11 protein-coding genes are annotated in these 13,541 nt (G+C 55.7%); 2 read left to right on the plus strand and 9 right to left on the minus strand.

What is annotated here, in order from left to right:
- Positions 1 to 46 precede the first annotated feature (46 nt).
- From KV190_RS00540 to glgP, 6 genes are all read right to left on the minus strand, one after another.
- Positions 47 to 1,051: an alpha/beta fold hydrolase gene (locus tag KV190_RS00540; protein WP_460194098.1), complete on the minus strand. Its 1,005-nt coding sequence runs from the start codon at positions 1,049 to 1,051 to the stop codon at positions 47 to 49.
- A complete protein-coding gene (locus KV190_RS00545) occupies positions 1,048 to 1,962 on the minus strand; it encodes a fatty acid desaturase family protein (RefSeq protein WP_460194099.1) in 915 nt (304 codons plus the stop codon). The genes KV190_RS00540 and KV190_RS00545 overlap by 4 nt, the downstream gene beginning before the upstream one ends.
- 185 nt (positions 1,963 to 2,147) lie before the next feature.
- Positions 2,148 to 4,613 carry an ATP-binding cassette domain-containing protein gene (locus KV190_RS00550; protein WP_460194101.1) on the minus strand — a complete coding sequence of 822 codons (2,466 nt, stop codon included), beginning with the start codon at positions 4,611 to 4,613 and terminating at the stop codon, positions 2,148 to 2,150.
- 7 nt (positions 4,614 to 4,620) lie between these two features.
- Entirely contained in the window at positions 4,621 to 5,097 is a 477-nt protein-coding gene (locus KV190_RS00555) for a hypothetical protein (protein ID WP_460194102.1), read from the minus strand.
- Positions 5,091 to 5,396: a nucleotidyltransferase domain-containing protein gene (locus KV190_RS00560; protein ID WP_460194103.1), complete on the minus strand. Its 306-nt coding sequence runs from the start codon at positions 5,394 to 5,396 to the stop codon at positions 5,091 to 5,093. The genes KV190_RS00555 and KV190_RS00560 overlap by 7 nt, the downstream gene beginning before the upstream one ends.
- Positions 5,397 to 5,408: 12 nt before the next feature.
- Complete coding sequence (glgP, locus tag KV190_RS00565) at positions 5,409 to 8,000, minus strand: alpha-glucan family phosphorylase (protein WP_460194105.1); 2,592 nt, start codon at positions 7,998 to 8,000, stop codon at positions 5,409 to 5,411.
- Positions 8,001 to 8,038: 38 nt separating this feature from the next.
- On the opposite strand from glgP, the gene KV190_RS00570 reads away from it, so the two are divergent.
- Positions 8,039 to 9,148, plus strand: a complete 1,110-nt coding sequence (locus KV190_RS00570) for a hypothetical protein (RefSeq protein ID WP_460194107.1) — start codon at positions 8,039 to 8,041, stop codon at positions 9,146 to 9,148.
- On the opposite strand, the gene KV190_RS00575 is transcribed toward KV190_RS00570, so the two are convergent.
- Together KV190_RS00575 and KV190_RS00580 are read right to left on the minus strand one after the other, a co-directional pair.
- Positions 9,070 to 10,068 (minus strand): RsmB/NOP family class I SAM-dependent RNA methyltransferase, encoded by a 999-nt coding sequence (locus KV190_RS00575; RefSeq protein WP_460194109.1) that lies wholly within the window; start codon positions 10,066 to 10,068, stop codon positions 9,070 to 9,072. The two genes, KV190_RS00570 and KV190_RS00575, sit on opposite strands and share 79 nt — an antisense overlap.
- Positions 10,046 to 10,786, minus strand: coding sequence for a DUF561 domain-containing protein (locus KV190_RS00580; RefSeq protein ID WP_460194110.1), 741 nt, complete (start codon positions 10,784 to 10,786; stop codon positions 10,046 to 10,048). The genes KV190_RS00575 and KV190_RS00580 overlap by 23 nt, the downstream gene beginning before the upstream one ends.
- Positions 10,787 to 10,895: 109 nt before the next feature.
- On the opposite strand from KV190_RS00580, the gene KV190_RS00585 reads away from it, so the two are divergent.
- Positions 10,896 to 11,840: a CobW family GTP-binding protein gene (locus tag KV190_RS00585; protein ID WP_460194112.1), complete on the plus strand. Its 945-nt coding sequence runs from the start codon at positions 10,896 to 10,898 to the stop codon at positions 11,838 to 11,840.
- On the opposite strand, the gene KV190_RS00590 is transcribed toward KV190_RS00585, so the two are convergent.
- A complete protein-coding gene (locus KV190_RS00590) occupies positions 11,837 to 13,426 on the minus strand; it encodes an iron uptake porin (RefSeq protein ID WP_460194113.1) in 1,590 nt (529 codons plus the stop codon). The two genes, KV190_RS00585 and KV190_RS00590, sit on opposite strands and share 4 nt — an antisense overlap.
- Positions 13,427 to 13,541 lie beyond the last annotated feature (115 nt).

A 13,541-nucleotide genomic window follows, 5' to 3' on the forward strand; every position in this document is an offset into this window, starting at 1 on the left:
CTTCCCGCAATGCTCGGGCGATCGCAATCAGTAGATATACAGAAAGTTAGGAACTGGCCAAAAGTTCCGCCACAGCGTTACGAATCACCGCAGCATCCGCAGGACTTTGGCGAGGATTGCCCGCGCGGTGCCCCCAAATCGAATCAATCACCTGAAAACGGGCATTGGGGATGCGTTTTGCCTCTGCCTCGCAGTCTTCTGGCGTAAAGTAAAGGTCGGTACTGGCAGCCATGACGAGGGTTTTGGCGGTAATTTGCCCAAGGGCAGCGGTGTAATTGCCATCGGGACGGAGGGAGCCGACATCGCAGTTCAGCCACGTGTCAATCATGGCCAATAGATCATGGGGATCGCGACGACGATAATTGGCTTCCCAGCCCTGCTGTAGATACTCCTCTAGGGAGGCATAGCCCAACTGGCGGTAGATGCCTTGGCGGTAAAAGGCTTGGGACGCTGCCCAACTGGCATAGATATAGCTAAAGGCGCGGTACCCCCGCTCAGGAATGCCCTGAAACCGCTGACCATCCCACGCTGGATCCGCTGTCAAGGCTGCCCGCAGGCTCTCCAAGAAGAGGCGATTGTGATCCGTGGTGCGGGCGGTGCCACAAAGGGCAGCAATGCGCTGGACGCGATCGCCAAAATGCACACCCCAATAGTAGGCCTGCTGTGCCCCCATCGACCAGCCATAGATCAAGGCCAGCCGCTCAATGCCAAAAACTTCTGCAAGAAGCTGCGCTTGGGCACGGATATTGTCCCAATGGCTAAACCAAAAGCCCGTTTCCCGCAGACCACAGTGGCGATCATTACTCGGGGAGGTGGATAGGCCATTCCCCAGCATATTGATAATGATCACAAACCAGTCTTGGGGGTTGAGGATACCCGTCGGGTCAATCAGCCAGTCAATATCGGGGTGCTGGGCACCATAGGAAGTGGGGTAAAGAATGGCATTGTCCCCGCGATACTCCCCATAGGTGGCATAGACCAATTGCAGGGTCGGCAACGTGACGCCACAGGCAAGGGGAAAGTTGTGGGTTTGCCACGTCCCTACCGTCATGCTTGCTTAAACTGCGCCACAATTTGGCGGTGCACTTGGAAATAGCCCGAGACACAGTGCCCTAGATGGGGTTTCAGCAGGGTATGCGCCTTGGCAAGGGCATGGAAAGGAATCGAGGGATAGAGGTGATGCTCCGTGTGGTAGGGCATATTCCACATCAAGAGACGAATTGGCCACAGGGTGAGGGTGGTGCGCGTATTGGTTAAGCCATTATTGTCATTGCTGCAATTGGTATGCTCCGCCAGCAAAATGAACCGCAGGACGGGCTGACCGACTGCCAAGGGGACTACCCAAGCCAGGACAAACCAAGGATAGCCCAAGGCCACCGAAAGAGCGATCGCCCCCCCATAGACGAACAGTTGCAGTCGTGCCGAGCGGATCACCTCAGGACGTGCCTCAGGGGTGATGTAGGGATAGCGCTCCAAGCGGCCAAGGAACAGGTTCCAGAAGGTTTGCAGTTTGCCCCACCACCAAGGCAAGCCACTCAGTTCCCAGAGATACTCCCGCCAGTTTGTGGGCTTAGGATCATCGAGTTCTGGGTCTTTGCCGGGGATTTGCGTATAGCGATGGTGCCATTTGTGATAGCGCCGGTAAAAATCACTGTTATAAAAGCACAGCAGCCCGGCCAACCACGCCACCGCGTCATTCAACCATTGACTGGCAAAGGCCGTGCGGTGGGAGCACTCATGAAGCGTGGCAAACATCGTCGCTAAACTAGTGCCACAGAGGACAAGAGCCGGAATCGCCAACCACCAGCGCTCCCCGAATTGCGTCAGCCACACCGCATCACTGACAAGGATGATGCCTAAATGGAGGGTTAACTGTCGGAGGCCAGCCCAATTGCTGCGTTGGTTGAGGTCTTGCAGTTCGGCAACAGAGAGCAGGCTAGGGGAACTCGCAGATCGGGTCATAGGTGCTCGTCTCAATGCTTTGAACGGAATGTCAGGGAATACTAGGAGGCTAATCGACTAACCTAACTGATTTGATCGGGAGTCGTTGTATTTTTGGATACCAGTTTTCGGTACACCAACAGTCCTCAGTAAGCTGCCCCCACAACTGGCGTGACGAGCTTATTCATGGTGATCAAAGAACCGTACTAGCCTTTGCGCCGTTGCAGATACGTGGCCACACCTGTGTATATCAGGCTGTGGAGGATCAGTAGTCCCCAATTTAGCAGCAGATTACCCCAAGTGGGGGCATAGACAGGGGTTGGATCAAAGGGCTGAGGCGGTGGTTCAAAGAGGCCAAAATCAAGGGGCGGCGGTACCATGCCATTCACGTCAATCAAGGCACCATAGGCACCCATTGTCCAGCGGCCAATCGTCAGCCAAGAGAGCGCCGTTGCAATGCCTGTGAGCTTAAAGAGGACACCGGCAAAGATAATTTGCGGCAGGAGCAATGGTGGTAAAATCTTGCTCGCTTGATCGCTATTACTCACGGCAGCGGAGATCAACAGTCCCAAACAGAGACTGGCCACCAGCGTCAGGAAAGTGGTGATGCCAAACCCCAAAGGCCAAGGCAGGAGGGCACCCTGCGGCAGACCAAAGGCCAACAGTGCCACAAGGGTAATGAGCAGCGTTTGTACCAAAGCCATCCCCTTGCCAAGGGTGAGTTTAGCTGCCATGTAGGCCCAGAGACTGAGATTGGCAAGGCGTTCGCGACGGTAGATGGCCACCTCTGTAATCAAGGCTTGCGCCCAGCCGGAGAGTCCCACCCAAAGACAGGCACAGGTAAAGACAAAGAGAATGCGCAGGGTTTGAGCCGCTTGCAGCAGGCCGGGGGGATCTTGGGGCACAAAGGGGGAGCGATCGATGGCAAAGCGGGTGAGCAGCAGGGCAATGGGGATGCTGATCAGATTCAAGACAAGACTCAGGCGATCGCGCCACAGGAGTTGCCACTGGCGTTGACACAACACCCGCCATTGATAGAGGTGAGGGGGTGCTGGCTGTTGGGGAGGGGGTTCGGCACGGGCACGGTTTTCGCCCCCCAAAACACTGGTGCTCTCATAGTGGTGCCCCATGCTGAGGTGGTTGGCCAGGTAGCGCTGATAGTCCGTGGATTGGCGAAACTTTTGACTCCATTCGGCACTCTTTTCGGGGGTCAAGAGGGCATAGATTTCAGCCACGGAATTCAGGGGGCGATCGCCCGTTCGACTAAAGAATTGCCGAGCCTGATCGCCGGGGCCAAAATAGCAAAGACGCCCACCCGAACCTAGAACCAGCAGGCGATCGCACAAATGCACATGACTTGTAGCATGGGTCACCAAGACAATCGTGCGTTCTTGATCTGCCAATTGCCGCAGCAACTGCATCAACAAAAAGTCTAGCCCCGGATCCAGACCCGAGGTGGGTTCATCAAGGAAAAAGAGCTTGGGGTTGGCCAATAGCTCAACGGCAATACTCACCCGCTTGCGCTGACCGCCACTGAGACTCGCCACTAGTTGATCTTCAGTCCCCGTTAACTGCACCTGTTCAAGAACTCGCTGAATGGCTGCTTTGCGGTTTTGGGCATCGGTATCCGCTGGTAAGCGCAGTTGCGCCGCATAGTTCAGGACTTCGGCCACCGTGAGGCGGGCATGGACAATATCATCTTGGGGCACATAACCAATTTGGTGACGGTAGGTGGCAAGATTGCGATGCAGATCGAGACCATTGAGTAGCACCTGTCCTGCCTGAAGGGGATCCAGCCCCATCAACACTTTCAAGAGGGTGGATTTCCCCGTACCACTGCCACCGACAATACCCACAAGCTGTGTCGGCTCCGCCACAAAGGAAACCTCTTGTAAGAGGGGGCGATCGCCCGCTGGGGTTTTTACCCGTCGTTCCAACCCCCAAGCATCAATGCGAATGTGACTGCCCTGATCGGTAATCTCGAGGGTCTCGTGGCGGTAGAGCAGGACAAAAGGCCCAATGCGAATTTGATCCCCATTGCGGAGTGTGTAGGGGTCTTTGAGGAGCTTGGCGTTGACATAGGTACCGTTGCTGCTGCCCAAATCCCGTAGGACGTAGAGACCGGCACTGGTGCGATCAATACTGGCGTGGCGCAAAGACACCGTGGGGGCATCCAGTTGCCAATGCTGATAACTGTTGCTGGCTTCGCGCCCTAAAGTCAGCGGCCATTCCTTGAGGGGTTTGAGGACAAGGCGACGCTGCTGTGGCAAGGGCGGTGGGCTAGTCGCTCCCGAAAACTGGATCTGCACCAGCAATTGCACTTTGTTTTTCGGGTCTTGGCCAATTTCTAGGCGTAGGGTTTCCCCAAGGGCAAAGCCCTCTTCAATGCCGATGCGGCGTCGGTTGTAGAAGGTGCCATTGGTACTGCGGCGTTGATGGCCATCGCCATCCCAGAGGTAGTAGGTTGCCCCCTGTTGCTGCAAAACGGCATGACGGCTGGAAATCACTGACCACAGTGGATCATCGGGCACCACTAGATCTGCCCACTGGTGATCTCGCCCTAGGCGATGCTCTGGTTGTGTTAGGGCATAGGTCAGCGTTTTCCCCTGACTTTCGAGGGTGAGGGTGATGGTGGGGAGATCAACAACCGTTTTTGGGGGGGGCGATCGCATAGGCCATTTAGGAAGGGGACACCTCTTTGATGCGTTGACAAAACCGAGTCGCAGTTTCAATCAGGACAGGAACAAACTCATGGGCAGCTTGCAAACTCGTGGCTAAAACGGCCGCATCTCGAATGTAATCGTGAACCATTTGATTGCGCAGTTGCCGCATTGTAAACCAAGCCTCAGCATCGGGCACAAGGCCGAGCCGTTCAGCACGGTCAAGGTTTTCCAAAAAAGTGGCCACTGGTTCGCCAAAGGCACTGAGATAGGCGGGCAAGAGCTTGCTCCCTAGGGTATCTTGAAGGCGGCCAAAGCGTGCCACAAAAGCATCCACGCGCTCCGCAAGATCAACATCTTCCTCCAATTGTGCCGCCCGTTGTGCTGTAAAGGGTTCCTGAAAGAGGCGTTGATCCGTTACTTGTAGGTGTGCTACTTCTCGCGCCACCAATTCGCAAAGGTGATGTAGGCGTTCCTGAAGTTGCGGACTTAGCATTGCAAGCGGATTCCCGTTTGTTGAGCCCAATCATGAATGGGTTGCCGCTGGAGATTGGGTGCCCAGAGAACAATATCCACTTTACGACCCCCCATAGCACGGCTGATTTTGGCACCGAGGCGGGCGCTAACAAGGGCAGGATGCTCAACGGGTTGGGAGAGCCTGATTAACAAATCCACATCGCCGCCCTTGAGGCGATCGTCCACCCGCGAACCAAACAACCACACCTCAGCCTCAGTACCCACTAGCGCCGCCACTATCTGGCAAATTTGCTGCACTTGCTGATCCGTTAATCGCAACCTGATTCTCTCCTAAGCCCACAAAACCAGTCCCATTTCATAGGGATGACTCAAATAGGCGTGACGCGGTAGCAGTTGTAGGGCAATGCCTTGGTGGCCACTTGTGTCGTAGCTAATCTCAGCGGTGTAAAGGCTATGCCCTTCAGGGGTGGTACCCACAAATGTCATCAGGGTAGGACAGGCCTCCTCTAGGGTACCGGCCTCATTCACCCGCCCTTGGAACAAAATCACCTGCACATCGCTTGGCGATAGGGCACCGAGGGCAATCACGGCTTTGACTTCAACCAGTTCGTTGACTTCGAGGTTGTGCTCAGCCGAGGTTTCAACACGAATGATCTGAATCGAGTACCAATGTTCAAAGACATGGGCTTTCCAGCGAGCCAGTTCCTTGGCTGCGGCATAGTTATTTTCCTTGAGGATAAAGTAGCGATCGCTAGCGGGGAAATAGCCACGATGGGCATACTCGCGCACCATGCGGGCAGTATTGAACTGGGGCGTATTCAAAGAGAGGGCGGCTTTCATCTTTTGCACCCAGCCGCGCGGCACGCCATTTTCATCGCGATCGTAAAAGAGGGGAATGACATCCCGCTCTAAGCGTTCATAGAGGGCATTGGCTTCTACTTGATCTTGGTAGTGGCGATCGTCATAGGTTTCGCCGTGGCCAATCGCCCAACCCGTTTTCACATAATCTGCCTCGTCCCACCAACCGTCCAACGTACTTAGATTGGGTAGCCCATTCATGGCCGCCTTCATGCCACTGGTACCCGAGGCCTCCTGAGGCCGCAAAGGGGTATTCAGCCAGACATCACACCCCGCCACCATCATTTTTGCTACGTGCATATCGTAGTCCGGGATAAAGGCAATGTGGTTGGCCATGCCCTCTTGGCGCGTAAAGTGAATAATTTCCTGAATCAGTTCTTTGCCGGGATTATCCTTGGGGTGTGCCTTCCCCGCAATCACAAACTGAACAATGGGACGCCGCTGCTTTGCTCCCGTTTTCACCGGTACGGATCCCAATAGAATCCGCCGCAGCCGTTCCACATCCCGCAAAAAGAGAGTGGCGCGTTTATAGGTGGCAAAGCGACGGGCAAAGCCAATCGTCAAGGCCGTTGGATCCAGCACTTCTGCTGCTTGCGTCAATTCAGCACTAGAGGCGCCCTGCTCTTCGAGCATCCGTTGCAGGCGCGATCGCACAAACATCACCAACTGATAGCGGCAGATCTCATGGATACGCCACAACTCCTCATCGGGAATACTGCTGACCCGCGACCAGAGGGGATCCGCCAAGGGCGCATCAGACCACTGCGGCCCAAGGTAAATATCCAGCAGGTATTGCAGTGGTTCAGAAACGCGACTGCGAGCATGGACGCCATTGGTAATCGAAGTAATCGGCACCTCCGTCGGCGGCAGATTGGGCCACAGGCCTTGAAACATTTGGCGGGAGACTTCACCGTGGAGCGCGCTCACCCCGTTGACAAAACTGGCGGTATGAATGGCTAAGTTCGCCATACTAAAGGGTTCTTGAAAAGCTCCCGGATTCACGCGGCCAAGGGAGAGAAACTCCTGCTGCGAAAGGTTAAACGCCTCCGCATAGTGGCCGACATAGTAGGTCACCTTATCGGCAGGAAATAGATCAATTCCCGCAGGCACAGGAGTGTGGGTGGTAAAGAGTTGGCTGGCCTGCACCACCTGCAAGGCCTCATCATAGGTGAGATGGTCTTCGGTGATTAGTTGACGAATCCGCTCTAGGGACAAAAAGGCTGAGTGCCCCTCATTCATGTGATAGACCGTTGGCCGCAACCCCAAGCTGCGCAGCAGGCGTACTCCCCCAATGCCCAGCAGCATCTCCTGATGGATGCGCAGATCCATATCGCCGCCATAGAGGTAATCGGTGATCTGCTGATCGTAGGCACTGTTTTCCGGCAAATTCGTATCCAACAGGTAGAGGGGAACCCGACCCACTTGCACTTGCCAGATCCGTGCTTGCACGTCCCGATTGGGGTAATCCACGCGAATGCGGAGTTCTTGGCCTTGGGGAGTCGTGATCAGCTTCAGGGGCAGGGTATAAAAATCATTGCTGGGATAGCGCTCCTGCTGCCAGCCATCGGCACTGAGGTACTGCGAAAAATAGCCCTTTTGATAGAGCAGCCCCACCCCCACCAAGGGAAGTCCCAAGTCACTGGCGGATTTGAGGTGATCTCCCGCCAAGACCCCCAAGCCCCCCGAATAGATGGGCAGGCACTCTGTGAGGCCAAATTCAAGGGAAAAGTAGGCAATACACTCGCCGGGGGGCGCGTCCGTGCGCGTTTGCTGGTACCACGTCTGCACAGGCTGGGCATATTCTTGAAATTGGCTGATCACCCGCTCCATCTGTGCCAAAAAGCCGTTGTCGGCAGCCGCATCCAAGAGGCGATCTTGGCGAATGCGTCCCAAGAGGGCGACGGGGTTGTGGTTTGTTTGCTCCCACAGTTCTGGGTCGAGGCGGCGAAAGAGGGCGATCGCCTCCGTGTTCCACGTCCAGTAGAGGTTGTAGGCCAATTCCCGCAGGGGTTCCAAACGTTGCGGCAAGTGGGGACGAACGTTAAACGTGCGGATGGGCTTCATAGCGGCTGCCAGTGTCGTCGTTTCTATCTTAATTTCCTATGCGCTTTGAGTATGATTTGCTGATTGTGGCGGCGAGTCCCTTGGCATTGGACATTGCCTATCGGTGTGCGGCCTTGGGGCGGATTGGCTTGGTGATCCCAGCCGCTGATGCGCAGTGGCAATGGCAGTGGCAACGCTGGTGGCTGTCGCAGTTTCCCCCCCAAAGGTTGGATACTCAGCAGTGGCAGCACTTTCAAGCCCACCTCAGCCACGGCCAGCGACGCTATGCCCCTAGGGTCTTGGAACTGGTGGGGGTCGATGTGATCACAGGGGCGGGGGAATTTGTCTGGCAGCCCCGCTGTCATTTTCAGGTGGGGGGCGATCGCCTCTATGCGCGAGGCTATTTACTCCTTGATGCGCCTGCGGCAATGGATGCCCATGGAATGGACGCCCTCAGCAGAATTGAGCTGGCCTGTTGGCACCACTGGTCTGGCAAAGCCCCGGATCCCGAGGCACAAGGTCTGCCGCTGGTGGCCACAGAAGATGCGTGGTTCAACGATCGCCTGCACGCGGCCCTGAGTGGCCTCGGTCTAGGGGTTCCCCTGCTGGGAAGGCGGAAAGCCCCCGATCCAACTCCTTTGAACCTGCACCGCCTCCAGCGAGATGGCCAAGGGTGGTTGCGGATCAATGGCCAAGGGCGCACCAGTCATCCCCAAGTTTATGCCTGTGGCGGTTGGCAGCGGGGATACCATTTGCCCTCTCTGACCTACTTTGAGGCCTTTGCGATCGCCCGCCAGATTTTGCAGCGCAAACCCATGACCCTCGACTACCGTTGTCAGCCCTGGTGGATTGTCCTACCTGTTCCCATTGTCCGCGTCGGTTGGAATGCGCGGCAAGCACAGCAGCGCCTCAGAGAACCGATTCAACTGTGGGAGATTCAGCAGTTTAATCCTGAGGGTCAGAGCTTGGGTCAAGTGGTGATCAATCGCCAATGGCAGCTTCTAGGCGTCACCCTGATGGGACGCGCAGCGATCGCCAGTGGTCGCATTTTCGGGCGGTGTTTAGATCAAAATGCCGTTGCTGCCATTACCTATGCGGGTTGGGAGCTAGATTGCCAGCGCCAGCGCTCGCCCAAATCGGGGAGCGGGTTTGATTCCCCCATGCCCTGATGTTGCCAGAGAATCGTAAAGGCACCTGCCCCTTCCCCTTGGTGGGGCCACAGCCGATAGCAAGGAAATGCCGCTAGATGGGATTGATAGGCCGCCAGTGCCGGCACGGGTTGAGGAACCCACTGCGGAAACTTTGCCATGAGCCAAGCCGCCACATCCTCATTTTCATCCTGACTAAAGGTGCAGGTGCTATAGAGCAGCCATCCCCCCGGCCGCACAAGGGCAGTTGCCGCCGCCAGAATCCGCTTTTGTCGCCCTTGGTTACGGTGAATCGTCAGGGGATGGAAACACCCCTCGGCTTTTTGCCCCTTGGCCAGCAGGGATTGGCCGGAGCAGGGGGCATCCACAATCACCACATCGGCAGTGCCTTGAAACTCAGCAGCCAGCACTTCACTATCCCAAGCAGTGACGCCCACGGGATGGACACGGCAGCGTTTGAGATTGCTAATGAGCATCCCTACCCGTTTACCAATGGTTTCATTGCACACAAGGTAACGGGGTTGGAGCGATCGCCACGCAAAGAGGCTCTTGCCGCCGGGCGCCGCACACACATCAATCACTAAGGACGGCTCTTGGGGCAGTGTCAGCAGGGGAACCGCCGCAAATACCGATGAGCTATCTAGGCAATAGTAGGCACCCGCCTCATGGAGAGGATGTTGACCGGTACGGCTGCCCGGGGCAAAGCGACTCACCCAAGGGGGCTGCCAAGGAAGTGGCGGCAATGGCTCAAAGGGTAAGGGGGAATTTGGCTCTCTGCACCAAAGCACCGTGGCAGGGTAGGGTGGGGGAGTGGTGAGAGCCTCTAAAAAACGCTCCCGATCGCCGCGTGCTCCGCGATCGCCCTCAAAGAGACGGTTAGCACAGGCCACAGCCAATCGGGAGAGCTTCACCCCAGCTTTAGCGGTGGATGGCGATGGCACCTTTGACTGCTTCGGCGAGGGCACGCACACTGGCCACCATGGCCACTTCACTATTGAGTTGGTTGACAGCAGAGCCGACCCCGACACCCGCAGCCCCAGCGGCGATCGCCAGCGGAATCGTCACCGTCGAAAGCCCCGAAGCACACAGCACCGGCACCGCCACAGCGCGGGAAATTTCATAGGCTGCCGCCAATGTGGGCGCTGCTTTTTCAATGAGACCCAACGTGCCACTGTGGTAGGGTTGGCTACTTGTCCCTCCTTCGGTTTGAATGACATCGGCACCGGCGGCCACCAAGGCCTCAGCGAGGGCAACCTGTTGATCCAACGGCAGCGTGTGGGGCACGGTTACCGACAGCATGATTTGGGGCAGCAACTCGCGAGTTTGGCGCGTCAACCCCAGCACTTCCTCAGCGCTAAACACCCGCCCTTGGGCATAAAAGCTATCGTAGTTACCAATTTCAACGAGATCGGCACCAGCGGCAACGGCATTCAGCAGTTGTAATGGCTCCACCGCAGACACACAGACGGGCAGTGTCGTCAGTTCCTTGGCAAGGCGCACCAGTTCAGGATCGGCAGCAATATCGACAAAAGTGGCACCCCCCTGATCGGCAGCAGTTACCACCGCCCGCACGCGATCGCGATCAAAATTGTTGAGGCCACTAATAATCTTGAGAACGGAACGCTGCTCAAAGGCAGCGGCTAAACGCGGATGCAGCATAGACTTGAAACTTTCCGTAGTTGTGCATTTTTTTATCCTACAGCCCTTTTCACAACGACTGTAACTGATATTTGATAGGCTCAAAGAGTCTCTAGCTGTTGTCCAGCCTATGACCGTTCCCGTTACAGTGCTCACTGGCTACTTGGGCGCCGGTAAAACCACACTCCTGAATCGCATTCTCACCCACGAACACGGTAAGAAAGTCGCTGTGATTGTCAACGAGTTTGGCGAAGTGGGCATTGATCATCAACTGGTGGTCAATACCGATGAAGAAATTTTCGAGATGAATAATGGCTGCATTTGCTGTACGGTGCGCGGCGACTTGATCCGCATTATTGGCAACCTGATGAAGCGGCGGCACAAGTTTGATCACCTTGTCATTGAAACCACGGGGCTAGCCGATCCCGCACCCGTGATCCAAACCTTTTTCATGGATGAGGATATCCGCAGCCAAACTCACCTAGATGCGGTGATTACCGTGGTGGATGCCAAGCACATTCACTACCACTGGGAAGCGGACGAAGCCCAAGAGCAAATTGCCTTTGCCGATGTGATTTTGCTCAATAAAACCGACTTGGTGAGCGCAGCAGACCTCGCCCAGTTGCGCGATCGCATCCATGCCATGAACCCCTTGGCCAAGGTGTACTACACCCAACAGGCCGCTGTACCCATGGAGCACATCCTCGATGTGGGGGGCTTTGACCTTGAGCGGGCCCTCGAACTCGACCCAGACTTCCTTGGCGAAGATCACCATGAACATGATGAATCTGTTGGTTCTGTGGCCATTGTTGCTGAGGGCAAATTGGATGGCGCCAAGCTGCAAACGTGGCTGACCCAGTTGCTGCAAACCCAAGGCCCCGATATTTTCCGCATGAAGGGGATTTTGCATCTAGCGGAGCAGCCCCAGCCCTTTGTCTTTCAGGGGGTGCATATGCTCTTTGATGGTCGTCCCCTCGATCGCCCCCTTGGCCATCAGCGCAATGAACTCATTTTTATTGGCCGCAACCTTGATGAGAGCCAACTGCGCCAAGCCTTTAGGGCGTGTCTTGTTTAGAAGCTAAACGTGGTGCGGATCAGCCCTTGGAAAATGGGGCTATTGGTGGCGCTATTGTTGGCATTGGTAATCGCCATAAACACGGGCGTAATTGAGATATTGTCACTGAGGGGATAGCGGAAAAAGAGTTCATAGTTGGTTTGAGTGGCATCATTGATGCCCGGTGCTGATCCCAGCGAGTTAATAAAGGGTTGCCCCACCGCCGCCGCCAACAGCGATCCTGCCGCCAGCAAGTCCCGATAGGCCAAACCTGCCATCCATGTTTGCGCGGTGGTCTTCACTTGGCCACCAGCGGGAATGACAAAGACCCCCGGATCGACAGCAAATGGCCCCAAGCCATTAATCGTTGCTCCATCGCCATAGAGTTTCATATCGGAGTAGGCATAGCGACCAAAGAGGCCAAACTTACCGAGGGTGAGTTCCACATTCACACCGCCGGCATTCTGGGAAATGTTCAGAGTTGAGGCGTTGGTATATTGCAGGCGCACCGCAAAGTTGTTCCGTTCATTGGCACCAAAGGCACGGGCAAACTCCAATTCCACAGTTCCCTGATAGGGATCGCCAAAAAGCCCCCCGCCCGTAGCAACCCCCGTCGGTGCTCCCGCTTCCGCAGCCACATAAACACCGCGCAGCGTAAAGAATCCGCCCCCCGGATTCCATTCAATACTGACACCTGCTCCACCGGGATCATTGACAGCGTAGGGTACAATCAGCGGGTTGTTGATAAAGAAATTGGAACTAAAATCCGTGAAAGAATCGTTGGCGTAGCTATTGGTATCAACAATATCACTGGGATAAAATTGCGGCCCGACACCAATTGTTAAATCCTCTGTGGGCTTGAAGCTGTAGAAAAGGCGAGACAATTCCACAGTTGATCCTACCCCGCCGTAGTCCACAGAGCCACCTGCAATAGCGCCACTGGTACCAATCCCCGTTGCCCCAAACGTATCCAACCCGTTGTTCCCCACTTCGAGGGTCGTGGTTAGCAAGTCGGTACCGCGAAAACTGGTATTGAGGTTAATCTCCACCTTGCTAATCACCGTCGGATTATAGCTGCCCCCCGTAAATGTACTCCCAGAGACGGGGTCAAAGACTTGACGAGTATTGCCACCGGCTTGAAAGGCCATCACCGCATCGACAGAGAGCTTGGTGGTTGTCGAAAATTGCGTGGCCTCCAGATTGGCCGTACGGGCTTCGAGGTTATCCACTCGTCCGCGTAGGGTCGCCAGTTCAGCGGCAAATTCCTCAGAGAGGCGTTGCAAGGTGGCTAAATCTTCCTTGGTGGCAAAGCGATCGCTGACCACATCGAGGCAGGCATTCAAAGCCGCTGCCATTTCAAAGCGCGTCAGGGCACGATTACCCCGAAACGTGCCATCGGGATAGCCGGCAATACAGCCATATTTTTCCACTAGAGCGGCAAGGGCTTGATAGGCCCAATCGGTGGGGCGCACATCAGAAAGCTGCGACACAGAGGTCACCTGTCCCATGCTGGCACGAGCGGGCATCTGAGGTTCAGCAACAGCGACTGGACTGAGTAGTGCAAGGTGAATGGCAGCCACCATGACCGTTGTTAGGGATTTTTCCATCACTGACCTCCTTACCTCACACCAAGACACTGCCTCGGGAATTCACCAAGGCTAAATAGAACGGTAATGATTATCATTCTATTTTTTCGGTCTGTCAACCAAAGCTACGCTCAAG

Source organism: Thermosynechococcus sp. FA-CM-4201 (assembly GCF_054689355.1).